Source organism: Paenibacillus contaminans (genome assembly GCF_003285015.1).
Classification (GTDB): domain Bacteria; phylum Bacillota; class Bacilli; order Paenibacillales; family NBRC-103111; genus Paenibacillus_V; species Paenibacillus_V contaminans.
This window is the reverse complement of the sequence record NZ_QMFB01000030.1, coordinates 76371-96558: the sequence shown is the minus strand read 5'-3', so window position 1 is coordinate 96558 and position 20188 is coordinate 76371. Positions and strand designations below refer to the sequence as shown.

Sequence of the window (20188 nt, the reverse complement as noted above, 5' to 3'; positions counted from 1 at the left end):
GTTTTTGCAGTATACCGGGTGCAGCTTGCCGTGAAATGATTAGGATGCGATCGAACAACTACCATACAACACTTTGGAGGGGATGTTGACAAATGAAAAAGAGAAGCATGATTTTGGCGTTGACAGCGGTTGCGCTCGTTGCCGTCGGATGCACGAAGCAAGCTGACACGCCGCCTTCGGCGAAGCCGGGCGAGGCGTCTCCCGGGGCGGGGACGGCCAAACCGGAAGCCAAAATGAAGCTGAATTGGTTCGTCGACGGCGATCAGGGAAGCTTGCTGCCGAAGGATGCGAAGGACGATTTTGTGAAACGGACGATCGAAGAGAAATTCAATGTCGAGCTGACCGTGCAAAGCTACCCGATGGGTGCGGACTACGACAACAAAGTTTCCCTGGCGCTGGCCAGCGGCGATGTGCCCGACATGTTCGTAGGCACAGGGATATTCTCCCAAAAATTAGCTAAGGACGGCTTGCTTGCCGTGATGACACCGTATGTCTCTCCGCAAACGATGCCGAATTACTACAAGTATTGGATGACGGACGAAGTCGAAATGAGGACGTTCCAGATCGAGAACGATTTTTACCGGGCGCCGCTACCTTATAATAAAAAATCCAGCCTAGCGTACTACATTCGCAAGGATTGGCTAGATAAATTCGGCTTGCCCGTGCCGACCTCCTACGATCAAATGATGGAAGCGATGAAGAAGTTTACGACCGGCGACCCGGATGGGAACGGCAAGCCGGATACGTACGGCTATTCGACAAGCGGGAGCGGAACGAGCTTTCCGCGCGATTTTCCGCAATTCCGCAATAACGGCTTGTACACCTACTATTTCGTCTCGAACGGAAAGTTTATCGATGTTGCGACCGATCCGGGGGTAGGCAAGGTTGCAGACGAGGTTCTGCAAATGATCGACGAAGGCTTGGTCGACCCGGACTGGTTTCTGAACAAGGCGCCGCAGGTAATCGATAAGGCGGTGCAGGGCAAAGTCGGCATTGTGTATTCCGCGCTTCCGAACTTTGCGATGGAAAGCGACCCGAACAGCGTACAGGCGAAGACGAAAGGATTAAACCCGAAGGCGGACTGGGTGCCGTTCAATCCGTTTCCGGGCAAGCCGTTCTATACGGAGAACGAGGCCGGGAATTCGTTTCTGTTCAGCACGAAGACGGCCAAGGACAATCCGGAGAAAATCAAGAAAACGGTCGAGATTTTGGACTGGCTGGCCGGCGAGGAAGGCTTCCTGCTTACGCAGCTCGGATTGAAAGACAAGCACTATACGATGAACGGCAAAACGATCAATTGGAATAAGGAGCAATTCAAGAAGGACGTAGTCCAGAACGGTAATTTCTTGACGATTTACGATTTCTTCTCGCCGAACGCGCCGGAGAAATTCGGCTTTACCGTCAACGATCCGGACTTGACGCCCCGCGATGCGGAAATCCAAGCGTATCTAAAATCCAATTTTATTTATGCGCCGCCGGTAGGCGCCAGCACGACTCCTCCCGCAGGCACGAATCTCGGCGAGATGCGGGGCAAGATGAACGAATATCACGTGAAAATGCTGTTTGAGGACAAGTCCGGCACAAATTGGCCGAAATACCGGGAAGAGCTGATGACCAAGTATAAAGCGAAGGAAATATTCGAGGCTTACGCCAAACAAATTAGCGATGCGACGGGCAAGCCGGTCGAATTTGTTTCAAGCAATTGACGATAGCCGCAGGGAGATCGAACATCCTGCTCTCCGGCAAAACCGGGGGCAGGATGTTTGTCCAACTATGAAGGATAAGCTTCACATTTTCCAATGCGCAGCTTTCAACGCTAAACGAGTCGTCATGAAAGACGGCGAAGTTGTTTATGCTTGCAGAGCGTGAAGGAGCAAAAGAATGCTGAACAGAGCGAATGCACACATGCGTTTACCGTCAACCGACCGGCGCCGGATCGGCCAGCCGTTAAGGAAGAGGATGCTTGCCAGCCGATGGTTTTATTTGATGATGCTGCCGGGCATCGCCTACTATATCATTTTCTGTTATTTGCCGATGGGCGGACTGATGATTGCATTTCAAGATTACAATTTGTTCAAAGGGGTTTGGCACAGCCCGTGGGTCGGGTTCAAGCATTTTCAGACCGTGTTCGCGTATCCGGATTTTCCGGTCATTCTCAAAAATACGCTGATCATCAGCGTTTACCGCATTTTATTCAATATGATCCCGGACGTTATGCTTGCTCTGGTGTTGAACGAAATTCGTCTCAAATGGTTTAAAAAAATCGTGCAGACGATCACATACGGACCGCATTTTTTATCATGGGTTATCGTTTACGGCCTCGTATATGCCTTTCTTGCACCCGGGTCGGGAATCGCCAGCGGCTGGGTCCGGGATTTGTGGGGGATGGAGCTCAATCTTCTCGTCGACAAGGATTGGTTTCGCACGCTGCTGATCACGTCGGATTTATGGAAAAACGTCGGCTTCGGCGCCATCATTTATTTGGCGGCGCTCGCGAGCATCAACACGGAATTGTACGAGGCGGCGGTAGTGGACGGAGCGGGCAGGTGGCGGCAAATGTGGCATATTACGCTCCCGGGCATCCGTAACGTATTCGTGCTGCTGCTCATTTTGCGAATCGGCCATATTCTCGATGCCGGGTTCGAGCAGATTTACATTTTTCTAAATTCCCGCGTGTACCAGGTCGGCGACATAATCGATACCTGGGTGTTCCGGCGCGGCTTGGAGCAGCTGGATTACAGCGTGGCGGCGGCGGTCGGTTTTTTCAAATCGGTCATCGGGCTCGTGCTCGTATTCGGCGCAAACAAGCTGGCCAAAAAAATGGGCGGGAACGGCTTATGGTAGAGAGGAGCGGAGTTCATGTCGTTTGTGCTGCACAGATCGAAAGCCGATAAGTCGGTCGATGCGCTGTTTTACGCCGTGCTCGGTTTGTTCGCGCTGAGTACTTTATTTCCGCTGTATTACGTATTTATTATGTCGGTCACACCTTACCAGGAAGTGATGAAGCACGGGGGATTCGTGCTGTTTCCGCAGCAGTTCACACTCGAGGCGTATCGTGAGATTTTCTCCAGCAACCGAGTGCCGGACGCCTTCAAAATAACGCTGACGGTTACGACGATCGGCACCTTCCTGAATTTGCTCGTTACGACGCTGCTTGCTTACGCCTTGTCGAAGAAAACCGTTCCGGGCAGAAGCTTCATCCTGATGGGCATCGTGTTTACGATGCTGTTCAACGGAGGGCTGATTCCGACCTACCTTGTCGTGCGCGGCCTGGGTCTCGTCGATACGATTTGGGCTTTGATGCTGCCGAGCCTCGTATCCACCTTCAATATGCTCATTATGAAAACGTATTTCGACAACTTGCCGGTTGAAATCGAAGAAGCCGCCAAGGTGGACGGATGCGGGGACGTGCGTACGCTGTTTCAGATCGTGCTGCCTCTCTCCGCCCCGACGATGGCGACCATCGGGCTGTTCTACGGCGTTTCGAATTGGAACGCATACTTTGCCGGCATCATGTATTTGAACGACAAGACGCTGTATCCTCTGCAGGTCGTGCTGCAAAATATGATCCGCTCGCCCGATGTCAGTCAGGAGCTGGAGGTGCGCAATCCGGCGATGTTTATGCAGCTGCCGCCGGAAACGATCAAGATGGCGACCGTCGTCGTCGCGATCGTGCCGATTTTACTCGTGTATCCGTTCCTGCAGCGGTATTTTATCAAGGGCATGCTGCTCGGTTCGGTTAAGGGGTAAGTGAAACGGAACAAGGAACATACATGGCTGGCGAGTTTTGGCTTTGCGTTTCCCCAATCCGAAGGCCCATACAATCAAGGAAATGCGAAACAAGATGTTTGAAGCAGGCCATGTTATGTCCTTGTGCAGTGGAACGGGCCTTCTCAATCTTTTCTGCCGAACATATAGTCTATCAGATTACCGAAATCGGAGGCGTTCCTTTATGGATAAAACGGAATCGCAGTTCGCTCGATCGCCGCTGCAATTTTTCGACTGCAATTCGAATGTCGGCAAGATCGGGTATAAGCATCGTTTGCAAATGTGGCGGACGGAGGATATTCTAGCCGAGATGGACCGGGCAGGCATTGCCGGAGCGTTGGTGTATCACGGGATGGCAAAGTCGCACTCTCCATCCTATGGAAACGGCGTATTGGCGGGGGAGCTGCAAAAAAGTCAGAGACTGTTCGGCTGCTGGGCGGCGATGCCGGATCAGGCGGGCGACTTCCTTTCCCCGGAGACGCTTGTTTCCGAGTTGAAGGCGAACGGCATTCGCGCCGTGAAAATATTCCCGAAAACGCATCAATTCGATCCCGACCGGCGGACGGCAGGCAAGCTGTTTGCCGAGCTGGAACGGCAGCGTATTCCGCTGCTGGTCGATGCGGCGGAGCTAACGTTCAGCCAGCTTGCGGATATGCTGGCGGATCATCCCGAGCTGACTTTACTGCTGCAAGGACAGCCCTGGAGTCAAGAACGGCGTTTATTTCCGCTAATGGACGAATACCCGCAGCTGTGCATCGAGTTTTCTGCGCTGCAGAGCAATGCCATTATCGAAACGGCTTACGAACGCTACGGGGCGGAACGGCTTTTGTTCGGGAGCGGCATGCCTTTCAAAAGCCCGGGAGCGGCAAGATCGCTGATCGATTACGCGCAAATTCCCGAGGAAGCGAAACGGCTTATTGCGGGCGGCAATTTATGCCGGCTGCTTGGCGTGACGCTTTCCCATACCGCTTTGCCGGCCGAAGACGAAGTAACGGCCCGGGCGTCGCTCGGCCTGCCGATCCAAATTCCCGTTTACGATTCGCATACGCATCTGATCGAAGACGGGGGAGGAACAGGAAGCGGGTTTCCGATGCTGCGCGGGGACATCGATAACATGATCAAAGCTTACCGCGCGATCGGCATTCGGAAAATGTCCATTGCGCCTTGGGCAGGCATCAACGGCGGCGATTCGGAAGCGGGCAATACGATCGCCGAACAGGCGATTGGGAAATATCCGGACGAAGTCGAGGGTTACGTCGTCATAGATCCGAATTATGTGACGGACGTCGAAGCGGAGGCGCGCAAATGGCATGTAGAGAAGGGCTTTAAAGGTATGAAGCCGTATTACTTCTTGTCCCGGACGCCTTACACGGCACCGGTCTATGCGCCTTGGTGGAAGCTGGCCAATGAGCTCAGGCTGTACGCGCTTGTCGATCCGGCAGGACAGAGCGACAGCGTCTACACATCGCAAATCGAAGAGCTTGCCGGCCGGTATCCGGAAGTTTCGATCTTCATGGACCATGCCGCAAGAAGCTGGGAAATTGCCGAGCTGTACGCGAAGGTTGCGAACCGGTTCGACAATGTGTATCTGCAGCTGACCTATACGTCCGTAACGCTCGGCTCTATCGAATATCTTGTCCGCGAAGCGGGCGTCCATAAGATCATGTTCGGCACCGATTCCCCGATGCGCGATCCGCGGCCGCAGGTCGGCTGGCTCGCTTACGCCAATCTGTCCATTGAAGAGAAGAAGGCGCTTTTCGGCGGGAATATGAAAAGAGTTTGGGACCGCTGTCTTGTATAGCAGTTTCCAGGCTTCCGGCGTTTGACGGAAGGAATACATATAAAGGCCCGGCATCCGCTATTTGCGGAAGGCCGGGCTTTTGTGTCGCGTAACCCATATCGCCATAAGCTTATACCATTTAGGACGGCGGGGCCGTTTATCCTTGTCCCTACTCTTCGTTGCGATATCCGTTCGCCGACATTTCCGCGTATTTCTTGAACAATCGAGAGAAGTAGGTATGATCTTCATAGCCGAGCATTTGCGCGATCTCCTTAATCTGCAGCTGCGTCAGCCGGAGAAGCTTTTTGGCCTCCGCAATTTTAAGCCGATTTACGTATTCGTTCAAGGAATAGCCGGTGTTCTGCTGAACGATCCTGCGTAGTGTAGAGCGCGACAAATGATGACGCATCAGCACCTGTTCCTCGTTCCATTCTTTGTAAAGGTTTTCCGAAATATCATGGAGAACGCGGCGCACGAATTCGGGTTTACGGTCGCGGGACGCCGCTCTCAACCCTTCATTGGCGGCATTGAAGTCATAGATAAGCGATTCCAGCAGCAGTGCCGCGCGATCGGCGCTTTCCGGGACGCCGCTCTCGAGGTAGTCTCCGATCGTCTCTATTTTGCGGATCCACTTGTTGTCCACTCCGATCCGATAAACGTTGTTCGGCTGCAGAATATTGTTGGCGATCCATTCCTGCACTCTGCTGCCGTGGAAATGTATGTAATACTCGTCCCAATCGCCTCCGTCTTCGGGACCGTACCGGAATGTGCTTTTGGGCCATTCCCAAAATAAGCTCCCCGCTTCCAGTTTTTGCACCGGACCGTTGCCGGCCTGATAGTATCCCGTTCCCCTTACAATATAGGTGAACGCCCAATGCTTGTCATTCATTCCTAACACCTTAACGGTTCGGCCCGGTAAATATCCGAAATGGGTAACGGTTAATCCTTTGATCCGCAGCAGGGAAGGATCTGCTTTCGCTTCCTCGATTCGAATCGGAAGAGGACTGATTACATAGTCCAACATTTTGGCCATTGGCGAGTTACCCTCCGATCATGTGCGTTGGTGAACGCATAGGAAGCAAATTCCTGTTCTTCCATTCTATCAGATGAGTGAAACGGGGGAATAGGAATTTAGATAGAAATACGTTAGATCCCTGTAATGAGCGGTCAGAGTGAATTTTCAAACTTTGTCTCAGACTGCATCTTTTTTTGAAAATAAATCGCTGATCACACATTTTTTTGAGAAAATAGTCCAATTTCATGGTCACTATAAGCGTTCTCATATAGGGGTCAACCCGATAAAATGGGGACGAGCTTCAAAAGGCCGATACCTAACCGATGGAAGAAACGGATCGGACCGGGGGGCGGCAGTTTGCCGGGAACGGAATATCCACTATTTAAGGAGGCAAGGTATGAGAATGACCGTGAAGGTTCCAATGTTCAAAAGGCTGGCATCGATGATGATCATTGCAATACTGTTTTTCGATTGCTTATCGAAAGCGCTTACTCCGCATGCCGCTTATGCGTCAGACGGCGGAAACGCGGGCAGCGTAACGCAGAGCGCGTATGGCGCCGGAGAAGCTGCGGCGGACTTTCGGTATGCGTTTAAAGACGCGAATAAAATTCCGGAATTATCGGTAATCGAAGAGGAAACGGAGATGGGTCAATACGGCTGGGATTATCAGGCATACGGCATTAAAGCGGAAGCATACAATGCCGGAGAACATATCACATTCGGCTTCGACGTTCCGGCCGATGGATTTTATGCCGTGTATTTCAAAGGTCTGAATTCCTCCGGCGGGGGCTTAGGCGAAATCCGAATAGACGGTTCGAAGTTGGATAGCTACAATTTTTACGGGCCGTCGACGGTAGAAGGACAGGATATGTATTTGTGGACGATCGGGCTGACGAAGGGCGTGCATAAGCTTTCTTTGACGGCTGTGGCAAGGCCGAACGGATCTTGGGGGATGAATATGTACCCGATGACGATGAGGTTAGTGGCCAAGGAAGGCTTGCCTGTGCTGGAAAGCGTACAAGCCGAAGCCGACAAACAGCTGCTCATGGTTGGACAGCAGGCGGCTTTGTCGGTGAAGGTAACGTATGATGACGGGTATACCGGTGCTATTAAAGACGGTCTTATTTCATTCGGCAGCAGTGACGAACAGGTTTTACAGACAAACGCGAACGGTCAAGTAACGGCGATAACGCCAGGAACGGCCGATATTATCGTAAAGGCAAGCGTTCGCGGTACGGAGCGGCAAACCTCGGTGCCGTTTAGCGTAACCGACAAGCAGCTAGGAAGTCTAGATGTAATTGCCGCTCAGCCGGAGCTTGTGGTCGGCCTGTCGACAACCTTGACCGTCACGGGCAAGCTGACCGACGGAACGCCGATCGGACTGGATGACGTGCAGCTCAGGTACCGCAGCCTAGACGAAAGCATAGCCAGCGTCGATGCTTTGGGGAATGTCAAGGCGGTTGCGGAAGGAACGGCCGGGATCGAGGTTGAAGCGACGCTCGGCGGGGCCGTCGTCAAGCAAACGGTAACGATTACCGTCGTTAAGGTAGCGCTCGCTCAAGTCATGATCACGCTGCCGCGCGAGCAGGTATATCCCGGACAAGTTACGAAAGCGAAAGTGACAGGCGTGATGAATAACGGGGCTGCGGCCGATTTATCGGAAGTAGGAACGCAGCTGACGTTTACGAGTCTTGACGAACGGATTGCAGCAGTCGATGCTGACGGAACGATTCGTCCCGCAGTGCCGGGCGAAACGGAAATTCAAGTGCGGGTCGTTCGCGACGGGGGAGAGAAAACAGCCAAGGCGAAGCTGGTCGTTCTCGACGACACGAATATTCAAAACGCGAAGGAGCGTACGACGGTGTATACGCCGGAGAAAATCGCAAACGCAAGAGCGAATATCGATCGCTTCGAATGGGCGAAGGCGGAACGGGACAATGCGGTTCATGAGGCTGACAAATATGTGGCGCTTGGATACGACTTTTGGTGGAATTTGATTACTACACAGGAACTTCCGCGGGGATCCGCCGTTAACGAGGAAGCGGGCAGCCCGATAACAGGCAGGGAAATCGACCGATACGGCTTTTATCCTTATTCTTACGATCCGGCGGGCGATCCCTGGAAAATTACGGATCCGAGCAGCGGATATAAGTTTCCTACCAACGACTTTGCCGCTTATTACAAGAGCGGGTTGAACGTACAAGGGGAATTCGACCCGGCGCGTGCGGACCGCAGTCTTCTCGTCAATACGCTGTATCCGGAGAAAGGCGAGAAGTGGGGTGTCGACGACGGCTTCGGCTGGACGGACGAAAAGGGCAATAAATATACCTTCGTAGCTTATTACAATCACTGGGCGATTTGGAACGGTGAAAAAGGGGTTATTGTCAAAGCGTTAAACGCTTTGCGCGATGCATATGTGTATACGGGGGACTTGAAATACGCCCGTACCGGCGCAATTCTGCTGGACAGAGTCGCCGATGTATACCCGGATATGGACAGTACGGTCTTCAAATGGGATGACGGCTTTCGTAACTCGCATGGCGGCACGGGAGTAGGGAAGGCGATCGGCTCTATCTGGGAAACGCTGCTTATCCCCAGCTTTGTTAAAGCGTACGACGCTTTCTTTCCGGCGATGGACGACCCTGAAATCGTAGGATTTCTGAAAGAGAAGGCAGCCGAACACCAAATAGCCGTTCCGAAATCGACGGCCGAGGCCGTTCGCAAAAATATCGAGGACGGTATACTCAAGCAAGTATACCCGGCTGTCAAGCAGGCTCAAATCAGAGGAAATACCGGTATGCACCAGAGCGCCTTGGCGCTTGCGGCAGTCGTTTACGATACGTTTCCCGAGACGAAGGAATGGCTGGATTTCAATTTCCAGGCGGGGGGCTTGGAAAGCTCGCCATGGCGCACTACCGGCGGTAATTTGCTTCCGCTGCTTGTAAACGATCTGGATCGCGACGGACTAGGCTATGAAGCCTCGCCGGGTTATAACCGGCTCTGGTTCGAGCAGCTCAAGCAGGTGGCGGATGTGTTGATCGGCTACGATAAATACCCTGCGGCCGATATGTACCAGCATCCGAAATTCAAAAAAATGTTTACGTCTTTCCATCCGCTGATCTTATCCGAGCGTTATACCGCGAATATAGGCGATAACGGCAATACCGGAAAACCTGGCTTAGTCTTGTCCTATAATGATTTTGTCGCTGCCTTCGAGGCATACGGCGATCCGGAATTCGCGCAGCTCGCTTATTTGTACAACGGCAACAGAACGGACGGGATCCGCGGCGATATTTTCTCGGCCGATCCGGAGAAGGTATCGCGCGATATCCGTCAAGTTGTCGATCAGTACGGGCGCGTGAAGGCGAAGAGCGGCAATTTGACGGGCTTCGGCTTTACGGCGCTTCGCGACGGCGTCAATTACGCGATATCGGCGGGAATCTCGTACTCATTCATTGGGATGAGCCCGTCGGAAGCGTCGGTCGCATTCAAAAATTTTCCGGCCAGCGGTACCGTTCAGTTGGAAGCGGAAACGGATGGCGCTGTGCTTTCATACGAATTCGAGGTTGCCGAAGGCGGGACGTACGATCTTGATCTGCGGGCGTTTAAAGCGACGAGCTATGGAATTTACGACATTTATCTCGACGGCCGGAAGCTGCGCGAATTCGATTTTTACGGATCGAGCGGAGCCGCTACGAAGCAGGAGACGATTGAGGCTGCTTCCAGGCTGGAAGCGGGCAAGCATACGATATCGTTCGTCGGGACAAAGAAAAACGACAAATCGAGCAATTATAAACTGGGCGTCATCAGCCTGATTATGCTTGACGCCGAAGCGCGGCGGCAGCAGAACGACGCAGAGCTGAAAGGCAATACGCTTCGCGACCTGACGCTTTACTACGGGCGCACCTCAGAGAGCCATGCCCACCGGGACGCTTTGAACTTGGGCCTGCATGCATTCGGCTTGGATCTGGCTCCGGATCTCGGTTATCCCGAGCGTACCGGCGAATGGCCGACCAGGCAGGAATGGTCCAGCAATACGATCAGCCATAACACGGTTGTCGTCGATAAGGTCATGCAAGAAGGCATCTGGGACGGCACTCCGCTGCACTATGACGGCAACGGCGATGTACAGCTGATCGATGTCGACATGCCGGCGGCGTATCCGCAAACGGATATGTACCGGCGCACCTCGGCCATGATCAAGGTTGACGATATGAATTCCTATTACGTCGATTTGTTCCGAGTGAACGGCGGCAGCGAGCATCATTTCAGCTTCCATGGCGGAGAAGGGACCGTAACGACGGAAGGGCTGCAGCTGACGAAGCAGGCTTCCGGCACCTACGCGGGTCCGGACATCGCTTACGGACAGCGGCCGGACAGCGTACCGGGATGGGGCTACAAGGGAAGCGGTTTTCATTACTTGGCCAATGTCGAGAAGGATCAAGCGCCGGCGGGGCCGTTCAGCGTCGATTGGAAGCTTAAGAACGACGGGACGCTGCCTGCGGACAAGGAGCCGCATCTGAAGCTTACGATGCTGAATAAAGTGAACGACGTCGCTTTGGCTGACGGCATACCTCCGGTCAACGGCTCGAATCCGGATAGCTTGAAATATATGATTGCCCACCGGAAAGGCAGCGGTTTAAACAGCTTGTTCGCTTCCGTTCTGCAGCCGTATTTGAACGAAGCGTTTATCGCAGCGGTCGAGCAGGTTCCCGTTCTGGCAAACGGACAGCCGGTAGGCGACGATCAAGCTGCCGCCGTCAAGGTTGTGCTGAAGAACGGCAGAACCGACTATATCGTACAGGCGCTCGATTCGAAAACGGTCTATACAATTGACGAAGCTATCGTCTTCCAAGGATTTTTCGGCGTATATTCGGAGAAGGACGGTTTGCCCGTATCCGGATATGTGAACGACGGGACGATGATCGGCCGTGCGGACCGGCTTTACGTTCAAGCCGAACAAGGCCAAATAACCGGCAAGATCGCCGATTTTACCAAGTCGCTTTCGATGGCAAATGAAATCGTTGTCGAGGCGGATTTGCAAGGGTTGGATCCAAGCAAGCTTGCAGGAACGAGCATTTATGTTGCAAATGACGGCAAGCGGAACGCCGTTTATGAAATTATAGGCGTAACCAGGCTGGACGAAGGCAAGTACAAGTTCGACATCGGCGACATTACGCTGATTCGCAGTTATTTGGATAGTAATGACTTAAGCAAGGGCTTCGTTTACGACATCGCAGCAGGTCAGTCATTCGTGATTCCTCTGTCGGCCAGCCGTTCCGCTTCCGAACCGGAAGAACCGGCAATTGAGCTGAAAACGCTAAGCATTTCGGGACTGCCGGCGGCGTTGAAAGCAGGCACAAAAGCGTCGGCGGCGGTAACCGCAGGGTATGATGACGGCTCGGAAGCCGATGTTACGCCATTTGCCGGCTTTGCAAGCAGCAAGGAAAGCGTGGCGGAAATCGCCGCTAACGGTACGGTGACTGCAAGAACGGCAGGGCAAACGGTTATCACCGCCACTTACGGAGGACTGAGCACGGCATTTACGTTGACTGTACTGGCGGACGACCGTAATCCGGGCGTGCCTCCGGCCACGGGTACGGATCAGCAGTCCGGTTCGGATACGAACCAGCCGAATTCGAGCATGCTGCTGGAGCTGATGCCCGCGCAAGCACTAGCCGAAAGCGGCAAAATGCCGGCAGTCAGTCTGCCTGCGGGCAAGCAGGGCGTCGTCATTGCGGCGGCCATCGTCCATAAATTGGCGGAAACCGGATTGAATATTACCGGCGATGCGATTGAGCTAACGATTCCGAAGGACGTGTTCGGCGAGCTTTTGAAGCGCGCTTCCTCCGAGGGGATGATGAATGCCAAGGTGACCGTATGGTTGATGCCGCTTAACGAAGCGGACGAGGATAACATGCTTGAACAGGTGAAGGTATCGGGCAATGTCGTGCTGAAGCCGGGAGGCGGGATGTATGAATTGAAACTGACGGCGGAGGAGAACGGCGAACGGATTTCGCTGGAAGTTTTCCCGGCTCCGATCCGTGTGAAGCTTAAAATCGCGCAAGGAGCGGACGACAGGCTGCTCGGCGTCTATTTGATCGGCGAGGACGGCGAATTATCGTACATGGGGGGACAAAAAAGCGGCGAATATATGGAGGCCGATCTAAATCATTTTAGCACCTATGCGCTTCTGGAGTACGCCAGAACCTATGAGGACGTAGCGGACGGCTACTGGGCCGCTGAAGTTATCAAGGAGCTGTCGGCCAAGCATATCGTTACCGGCACGACGGATACGTTGTTTGCCCCGCTCAGAGAAGTTACGCGCGCCGAGTTTGCCGCATTGCTGACAAGGACATTAGGCTTGCGCGAACCGGCGGGTCAAACGGATGCTCTGATTTTTGCCGATGTTCTGCCGGAGCAATGGTATGCCGGAGCTGTAGCGGCTGCCGTCAAGGCGGGGCTGGTCGAAGGTATCGGGGCTTCGCAATTCGCTCCCGACCGTCCGGTGAGCCGCGAGGAGATGGCGGTTATGCTGGTTCGCGCTTACGAGCTATCGACGGGAAGGAAAGCGGAGCCGGAGGAAGAAGCGTCTTTTGCGGATCGCGATCAGGCAAGCGATTGGGCGCTGCATTCTCTAGCGGCCGCTGAGAAACTGGGCTTACTCGCCGGGCGGGAAGACGGCATGTTCGTTCCCCGCGGAACGCTCAACCGTGCGGAAAGCGCACAAGCGGTTTACAGACTGGTGCCTATGAACCAATAATGCATGTGTCTATACAGATCATAAGCAAAGGGGTTCTTATAGATGAGATTTTGTCTAACAAGCGAGGTTATGACACCGGATAAGCCTATTTTCATGCATGGTTTCGGCAGCAGAACAAGCAAAAGCGAAGGCGTTCACGACCAGCTCTATATTAAGGCTGCCATGTTGGAAGCGAACAAGACGCTGCTGATCCTGACGATCGACGCGCTCGGCTCGGACCGCAGCTTCGTCGTCGGCATCAAGGACGCGCTGAAGGAGAAATTCGGTTTTGAGCATGACGAAGTGCTGATCAATTTCTCGCACACGCATCATTCTGTCTTCCTGACAGGAATGGATGCCGGGTTGCGCCGCGGCGCGTACAGCATGGCGCAAGAGGGATGGACCGAGAGCGAAGAGGAGCTCGATTACAGCGAGGATGAAGCTTATTACCTTTTCATGCGGGACACGATCTTGCGAATGACGGAATACTGCCGAGATCATTTGGAGGAAGGCGAGCTTGCGATCGGGCGGGGGAAATCCGGCTTTGCGGTCAGCAGACGCAAGCCGGTCGGCGACGGGGTTGTTTGGGCGCCTTATTACGAAGGCGAAATCGATAAGGAATTGCTTGTTTTGACGCTTACGGACAGCTCGGGCGCGATGAAAGGCATTTTGTACAATTACGGTTGCCATACGACGGCCATGGGACCGGACAATCTGCTGCTTTCCAACGACTTTGCCGGTCAAACCTCGCGCGTGCTTGAAGAGGCGTATCCGGACGTAACCGCAATATTTCTCCAAGGCTGCGGGGGCGAATTGAAACCGTTGCGAAGCGCGGCAGGCAGCGTATTCAAAAGCTTGTCTATCGCGGAAATGGAAGAGGCCGGAACGGAGCTTGCGAATGATGTGAAAGGCATTTTGAATCGAGGGGAGCTTAGGCCGGTACGCTGCAAGTTTAAGACGGCAATGGCGGATCCGCTTTTATATACGGAGCAAACGGAGGCCGCGTTTTATGATCCGATGACCAATCATCCCGACTATAATGCATTTTATTGGAATGCTGCGAAACGGACGATTAGGGCGATCGAGGACGGCACGATCAAGGATCGTCTGCCGCATTGCATTTGCATTTGGCAGCTTGACGACGATACGAAGCTGGTGGCGATGGAGGGGGAAGTTTCCACCGAGTACTCGCTGCTTGTCAAAAAGCTGATCGGCAGTTCGTGTACGGTCCTGACGCTAGGTTATACAAACGGCGTATACAGCTATGTGCCGACGCGCAAAATGATCCGCGAAGGCGGATATGAGGCGGGATGCAACTTTTTCTTTCATTTGCGGGGGCCGTTCGTGCCTGAAATCGAAGACATAATCGTCGGGCAAATCGTTCGTTTGGACTATAACCTGTCGAATGCCGAATAACGTGTCGAATGCGGAGGTGCCGGGTACCGGCACCTCTTTGCGTTGGCATGAGGGCTTCGGAGCTTACGAGTCCTTTTTTACTATCGTCGTTCATTCTTCCTTGAACAAATCCTTCGCCCGCTCGCAAAGCTCCTCCTCGTCGATCAGATCCGACCAGTACTGCTTCAACAGCTGCCGCAGCTTTGCGAAGGCTTGCCTGGAAAGATTCAGCTCCCGGTGCAGCCGGTACGAGAACATAATTTCCCGGAACAGAAAATACCGCGACGGACGGTTGAGCGCTTCCCCGGGCCGAAGCGGCTGCTCGGCCGCTTCCTTGAGAGCGGGCAAGCTCAGGGTTAGCTCCCTGATCAGCTGCTGCGCGCGCGGCGAGCCGAAATAATCGGCGAGCAGAAGAGCGGCCTCCTTTTCCTTGGCCAGCCGGTTAACGGCAACGCCGATAGCGTGAATCAAAGAGCGGGGCTCGTGCAAATACGGCAAAGGCGAAATATCGTACCGGATATCCGAGTGTTTGATTTCGTTGAGCGTCATGTAGTTGGTAAGAATCATCGACACTTTGCCCTGCATGAACAGCTCGTTGACGTCCCGATTATTTTCGGATAAATAGTTCAGGTAAACGTCGCTGTTTGTAAGAATCGATTTGCATAATCGGATGCTTTCCAGCAGGCGGGTTCCGGACAGATGAAAAAGCCCGTCGGCGTCCGGCTCGAATTTCATGCCGCTCTGCAGCAGAAAAGCCGGCCAGCGGTTGTCCGACAGCAGGTGAAAATAAAAGCCGTGCCGTTTGCCCGGTATGGTCAGCGCAGCCGCGGCATGCAGCGCTTCGCGCCAGGTCCAGCTTCCGTCCGGCTCCGGTATACCCGCTTCGATAAAGTGATCCCGGTTGTAAGCCAGCAGGATCGGGGAAAAGATGACGGGTTTTGCGAACTGCTCGCCTTCCCAAGCGAAAGCGTCGTTTGAGAACGCATATGCCCCTGGATTTGCGGCTGCCGGCTCCAGCAAATGCGTGGAACGGGTATCGACCATATCCATAAAAATGGCGTTATTGATCGTAAACACATCGACGGCCGCACTCTGCAAATAATCGTTTATGATTTCGTGATCGGTGGAACGCAGCGGTACTGCTTTAACATGGATAGTTGGGTGCAGAGCTTCAAAATCCTTCAACAGATGCGAAAGCATGAAGTCGCGTTCGATCGAGTGATGATGGCCGAAGGTAACGGTGACGGACGATCCGGCATTTTCGGTGACGCGGCTGCCCACGCGGTTGATTTTGACGATTAAGCCTTCTGCAATCAGCTGATCGAGTCCTTTGCGGACGGATTTGTTGCTTAACTGGAACTTTTCCACAAGCTCCGTCTCGGAGGGAAGAAAATCCCCTGCTGTATATTTGCCTTCGCGAATCTCATCTCTAAGGCGCGCTACCATATAGTCGAGCCTGCGCTGAAACGTTTTGCGGCTCGGTTGGTTCAATGGCTCCATTCTGGTTGTCCCCTTCCAAACCGTATAGAAGAACTATATCGAAAATAGGTCGAATTGTACAGCAGACAGCTGTACATAAGCGTTGAAAAAATGATGTTGACACCTACAGGTACTGTACGTAAACTATACTCGTAACATATACAGTAATATATACAGTAGATTTGAGTTTAATGGTCTTTTTCATGAAAGATGTACAGCAGAAGTGCTTGGACGGTAACCAATTGAGAGGCGAAAGGGAGTAGACTATCCATGAAGCAAATTAAAGCGGGCATCATCGGCTGCGGCAAGCTGGCAAGAACGCATGCGGATTGCATCAAGCAGCTGGACGGAATGAGCTTGACGGCATATTGCGACGTATTTGAGGAAAATGCGCACCGAATGCTGGCGGATTACGGCGGCGATTACGCCACCTCCGACATCGACAAGCTTTTGGCGGATGAAACGCTGGACGCGATCTATATTACGACCCTGCACGATACGCATGCGGAGTATTGCATTCGGGCGCTTGAAGCGGGGAAACATGTATTGGTTGAAAAACCGCTCGCCATGTCGCTTGAGGAATGCATGAGAATCGGCGAAGCCGTAAACCGCAGCGGCAAGAAGCTGTTCACCGCTTATAAAATGCGCTACTTCGACATGCTCTGGAAAGCGAAGGAGCTCATTCCGCAGCCGGTGATGGTCACGATGCAAATGATGGACGACCGTTGGGGCGAAGGACTTTGGGTGAACGATCCGGTCAAAGGAGGCGGCAATGTCATCAGCCAAGGCTGCCATTCGACCGATATTATGAGGTTCGTGGCAGGCTCCGAGCCCGTAGAAGTGTACGCGGCAGGCGGCAACTATTATCAGTCGTCGGGCGTTATCGACAACCTGGCGGCCGTATTCCGGTTCGAGAACGGTGCGGCAGGCAATTTAATTCAAGGGGATAGCTCTTGTCCGACGGTAACGAGCAAGTTTTTTATGCAGCTTTTTGCGGAGAACCGCTCGATTACGATATCCGACCGTTTGACGACGTTGACTTATAAAGAAAACGGAAAAGATCCCGTCGTTTACAAAGGCTCGGAAACCGGATTTCTCGAAGAAAACAAAGCGTTTCTCCAATGCATCGTCGAAGACAAACCGCCGATGATCGATCACATCGACGGCCTGTATGCTACGCTGATGGTGCTGCAGGCGATCGAATCGCTCAAAAGCGGCAAGCCGGAGCCGATCAAAGCGGTTGTCGAGCAGGCGATGGCGAAGCTGTAGCATTCGGAAAAATGAAGTCATGACGCTTATACGAAAACCGCCTCATGCGCAAGCGCAGGGGCGGTTTTTAGCGGTTTGGCGGACGATTCTCATGAAACGGTTACGGCCCGATCGGCGCTTCAGTTCAAATTATTGCGGAACTGGTTGGCGGAAGTGCCGGTATACTTTTTAAATAATCGCGAAAAGTACGCGTTATCCTCGTACCCGAGCATTTGCGCGATTTCCTTGATTTGCAGCTCGGTCAGCCGGAGCAGCTTTTTGGCTTCGGTTATTTTAAGCCGGTTGACGTATTCGTTCAAGGGGTACCCCGTGTTTTGCAGCACGATTCTGCGCAGCGTGGAGCGGGACAGATGATTGCGCTCCATCGCTTGTCCTTCGTCCCACGGCTGGTACAAATTGTTCGCGATATCCTCAAGTACCTGAAGGACGAATTCCGGCTTGCGGCTCGGCCTGCTGCCCGATTTGATTCCTTCGTTTGCAATGCAGAAATCGTAAACAAGCGATTCGAGCAGCATTGCCGCGCGATCCCCATTTTCGGGAATGCCGCTTTCGATGTAGTCCCCGATCGTCTCGATTTTGCGGATCCACGTATTGTTAACTCCGATCCGGTATACGCTGTCGGTTTGAAGGAGTTTGTTGTCCAGCCATTCCTGAACCCGGCTGCCGTTAAAAGTCACGTAATATTCATCCCAGCCGGCCTCCTCCTCCGGTCCATACCGAAACGTCGTTCCGGGCCATTCCCAGAACAAGCTTCCGGCTTCGAGCTTTTGAATGGGACCGTTATCGACCTGGTAAAAACCTTTCCCGCGAACGATATACGTAAACGCCCATTGATTATGCGTAATGCCTTTCGTCCTTAACGTCCGTCCGGGCAAATGTCCGAATTGCGAAACGGTCAGCCCTTTTATTCTGAGCAAGGAGCTGTCCAATTTGAGTTCTTCAATCCGAATCGGAATTGGACTGATCATATAGTCCAACAGTTTTGTCATAGAAGACAACCCTCCATTATATTGCATGGTTCAGGGATGTAAGAGAAGTCGTAATCCATTGTACCAGATAAGTGCCGACAGGCTCAAAGGGATTTGATTCAAAAGATATTAAATACAGATGAATCGAGCATATAATCCAATTTATTGGTTATGGGGGGCATTCCGCAGGAACGTCCTTTCACGTAGAATGAGCTTACGTCGAGGATCCGTGTCCCAGTTCATGCTTACGATGTCGCTTTCTTCGAAAACGTCCGGGAAGGCGAAGCCGTTTATCCTTATTTTAAGCTGAAGAAAGAGGGGAGCCGAATGAAGGCTGGAATCGGCACGGCCGATATTACGCCGGATACGGGCGCGCATACGTCTTTGTATATCGGTTACCGCATCACCGAAATTGTAACGCCGCTGCGGTTAAAGGTATGTTTGCTGCAAGATGACGGCGGCGAAAAGGCGGCCATCGTATCGGTTGAGACGATGTGCTTGTACGAGCGGGTGATCGACGATATACGATCGAGAATAGCCGAGGCAGCCGGAATGGCGAAATCGCGTATTTTTTTGAATGCTACGCATACGCATTCTTCGCCTTATTTGAATCGCTCGGTGCAGGAATATTTACAGCCGTCGGGGCTGCAGTTTCTGGATGCCGACTACTATGCCAAAGTGCTGTCCGCAGCGGAGCGGGCCGCCAGGGAAGCCTTGAGCGGGCTGACCGACGTGCGCATCAAGCGTTCGTCGGCACCGGTTAGCGGCGTCGCTTGCAACAGGCGGGTCAAGCTTCCGGACGGAACGATCGGAACGCGCTACGGGAGAGGAGTATCCGCGGAGCTGCGCGCGCTGCCGGACGGTTTGATCGACCCGGACGTATATTGCGTCTGGTTTGTGGATGACCGGGAAAAGGTGGTAGGGAGTCTGCTCCATTACGCCTGCCATGCGACATCGTATAACCGGTACGATCATATTAGCTGGGATTATCCCGGCTATGCGGCGGCGGATGTGGAGCGTGAGCTGGGCGGAACCTGTCTGTTTCTGCAGGGCTGCGCGGGAAATATCAGCCCCGGCAAATATACGGTCGGCGAACCGCTCGACGATTGCATCCGGCTCGGGAGACGAGTGGCGGAGGCTGCCGTAAGCAGCTACGCGGACGCTCGTTACGCGAAAGGCGACGGACTGCTCGTCGAGTGCGGCAAGCTGCCGGCGGAGCTTCGCATTTTGCATACCAAGGAAGCGTTGGAGAAGATGCTTGGGGAAGAAATCGCCAAGTTCCGCAAGGAACGCGAGCTGCACCCGCAGCGGTACGGAGGGGCGGATATCGTCAGCCTTGCGGCGCGGATCGGGCTCGTCGAGCGGTATCCCGGTTTGCGCATGCCTGCGGAAGCGGCGGCTGTGAAGATAGCGGACGTTTTGCTCGTTTTTTTGCCGGGCGAAATGTTCATCGAATCCGCCCTAGCGCTCAAAAAGCGGTTTCCGGAAACGGATGCGCTTATTATGGCTTATGGCGACGCTTCGCTTGAATATATTCCGACCCGCGAAGCGTTTAACGAAAAGGGCGGATACGAGACCTGTGAGGAATGGTGCTTCTCCGCGCCGGGCAATGCGGAAGCGCTGGAGTCGCTTGCGGGCGGGATGATGGAGAAGATTATTTGTGGCTAAGTTGAAAGGGCTGCTCCGGAAGCGAACGGTTTGCTTTCGGGGCAGCTTTTTTGTGTCAGACGATGCGGGAACAGTACTTGTTAATAAAACATACATGGCTATGC

Annotated in this window: 11 protein-coding genes; 8 read left to right on the top strand and 3 right to left on the bottom strand. The window is 53.4% G+C overall.

Annotated elements, in window-relative coordinates; all coding sequences use genetic code 11:
* Positions 1–92 precede the first annotated feature (92 nt).
* From DQG23_RS33545 to DQG23_RS33530, 4 genes are all read left to right on the top strand, one after another.
* Positions 93–1706, top strand: a complete 1614-nt coding sequence (locus DQG23_RS33545) for a type 2 periplasmic-binding domain-containing protein (RefSeq protein WP_113035403.1) — start codon at positions 93–95, stop codon at positions 1704–1706.
* Positions 1707–1881: 175 nt separating this feature from the next.
* Complete coding sequence (locus DQG23_RS33540; RefSeq protein WP_238178160.1) at positions 1882–2844, top strand: ABC transporter permease; 963 nt, start codon at positions 1882–1884, stop codon at positions 2842–2844.
* 15 nt (positions 2845–2859) lie between these two features.
* A complete protein-coding gene (locus DQG23_RS33535) occupies positions 2860–3750 on the top strand; it encodes a carbohydrate ABC transporter permease (protein WP_113035402.1) in 891 nt (296 codons plus the stop codon).
* A gap of 202 nt (positions 3751–3952) precedes the next feature.
* Positions 3953–5569, top strand: a complete 1617-nt coding sequence (locus DQG23_RS33530) for an amidohydrolase family protein (RefSeq protein ID WP_158560829.1) — start codon at positions 3953–3955, stop codon at positions 5567–5569.
* Between the two features lie 148 nt (positions 5570–5717).
* Here the strand turns inward: DQG23_RS33530 and DQG23_RS33525 are convergent, their stop codons facing one another.
* On the bottom strand, positions 5718–6581 hold the full coding sequence (locus DQG23_RS33525) for an AraC family transcriptional regulator (RefSeq protein ID WP_113035400.1): 864 nt from the start codon (positions 6579–6581) through the stop codon (positions 5718–5720).
* A gap of 379 nt (positions 6582–6960) precedes the next feature.
* Here DQG23_RS33525 and DQG23_RS33520 point away from each other — a divergent pair, with 379 nt between their 5' ends.
* Both DQG23_RS33520 and DQG23_RS33515 read left to right on the top strand, forming a co-directional pair.
* On the top strand, positions 6961–13326 hold the full coding sequence (locus DQG23_RS33520; protein WP_113035399.1) for an S-layer homology domain-containing protein: 6366 nt from the start codon (positions 6961–6963) through the stop codon (positions 13324–13326).
* A 42-nt stretch (positions 13327–13368) separates the two neighbouring features.
* Entirely contained in the window at positions 13369–14721 is a 1353-nt protein-coding gene (locus DQG23_RS33515) for a neutral/alkaline non-lysosomal ceramidase N-terminal domain-containing protein (protein WP_113035398.1), read from the top strand.
* A gap of 90 nt (positions 14722–14811) precedes the next feature.
* On the opposite strand, the gene DQG23_RS33510 is transcribed toward DQG23_RS33515, so the two are convergent.
* On the bottom strand, positions 14812–16200 hold the full coding sequence (locus tag DQG23_RS33510) for an extracellular solute-binding protein (RefSeq protein ID WP_113035397.1): 1389 nt from the start codon (positions 16198–16200) through the stop codon (positions 14812–14814).
* 249 nt (positions 16201–16449) lie between these two features.
* Here DQG23_RS33510 and DQG23_RS33505 point away from each other — a divergent pair, with 249 nt between their 5' ends.
* Positions 16450–17448 carry a Gfo/Idh/MocA family protein gene (locus tag DQG23_RS33505; protein WP_113035396.1) on the top strand — a complete coding sequence of 333 codons (999 nt, stop codon included), beginning with the start codon at positions 16450–16452 and terminating at the stop codon, positions 17446–17448.
* A 119-nt stretch (positions 17449–17567) separates the two neighbouring features.
* Here DQG23_RS33505 and DQG23_RS33500 read toward each other — a convergent pair whose 3' ends face one another.
* On the bottom strand, positions 17568–18437 hold the full coding sequence (locus DQG23_RS33500) for an AraC family transcriptional regulator (protein WP_158560828.1): 870 nt from the start codon (positions 18435–18437) through the stop codon (positions 17568–17570).
* 306 nt (positions 18438–18743) lie between these two features.
* Between DQG23_RS33500 and DQG23_RS33495 the strand changes: the two genes are divergently transcribed.
* The gene (locus DQG23_RS33495; protein WP_113035394.1) at positions 18744–20084 is read left to right on the top strand and encodes a neutral/alkaline non-lysosomal ceramidase N-terminal domain-containing protein; all 1341 of its coding nucleotides are present in this window, start codon (positions 18744–18746) and stop codon (positions 20082–20084) included.
* The last annotated feature ends 104 nt before the right edge of the window (positions 20085–20188 follow it).

What these genes read in the sequence shown, in the direction of transcription:
- DQG23_RS33545 (WP_113035403.1), top strand. Translation starts at nt 93, where the DNA reads ATGAAAAAGAGAAGCATGATTTTGGCGTTGACAGCGGTTGCGCTCGTT.
- DQG23_RS33500 (WP_158560828.1), bottom strand. Translation starts at nt 18,437, where the DNA reads ATGACAAAACTGTTGGACTATATGATCAGTCCAATTCCGATTCGGATT.
- DQG23_RS33505 (WP_113035396.1), top strand. Translation starts at nt 16,450, where the DNA reads ATGAAGCAAATTAAAGCGGGCATCATCGGCTGCGGCAAGCTGGCAAGA.
- DQG23_RS33520 (WP_113035399.1), top strand. Translation starts at nt 6,961, where the DNA reads ATGAGAATGACCGTGAAGGTTCCAATGTTCAAAAGGCTGGCATCGATG.
- DQG23_RS33530 (WP_158560829.1), top strand. Translation starts at nt 3,953, where the DNA reads ATGGATAAAACGGAATCGCAGTTCGCTCGATCGCCGCTGCAATTTTTC.
- DQG23_RS33495 (WP_113035394.1), top strand. Translation starts at nt 18,744, where the DNA reads ATGAAGGCTGGAATCGGCACGGCCGATATTACGCCGGATACGGGCGCG.
- DQG23_RS33510 (WP_113035397.1), bottom strand. Translation starts at nt 16,200, where the DNA reads ATGGAGCCATTGAACCAACCGAGCCGCAAAACGTTTCAGCGCAGGCTC.
- DQG23_RS33525 (WP_113035400.1), bottom strand. Translation starts at nt 6,581, where the DNA reads ATGGCCAAAATGTTGGACTATGTAATCAGTCCTCTTCCGATTCGAATC.
- DQG23_RS33540 (WP_238178160.1), top strand. Translation starts at nt 1,882, where the DNA reads ATGCTGAACAGAGCGAATGCACACATGCGTTTACCGTCAACCGACCGG.
- DQG23_RS33535 (WP_113035402.1), top strand. Translation starts at nt 2,860, where the DNA reads ATGTCGTTTGTGCTGCACAGATCGAAAGCCGATAAGTCGGTCGATGCG.
- DQG23_RS33515 (WP_113035398.1), top strand. Translation starts at nt 13,369, where the DNA reads ATGAGATTTTGTCTAACAAGCGAGGTTATGACACCGGATAAGCCTATT.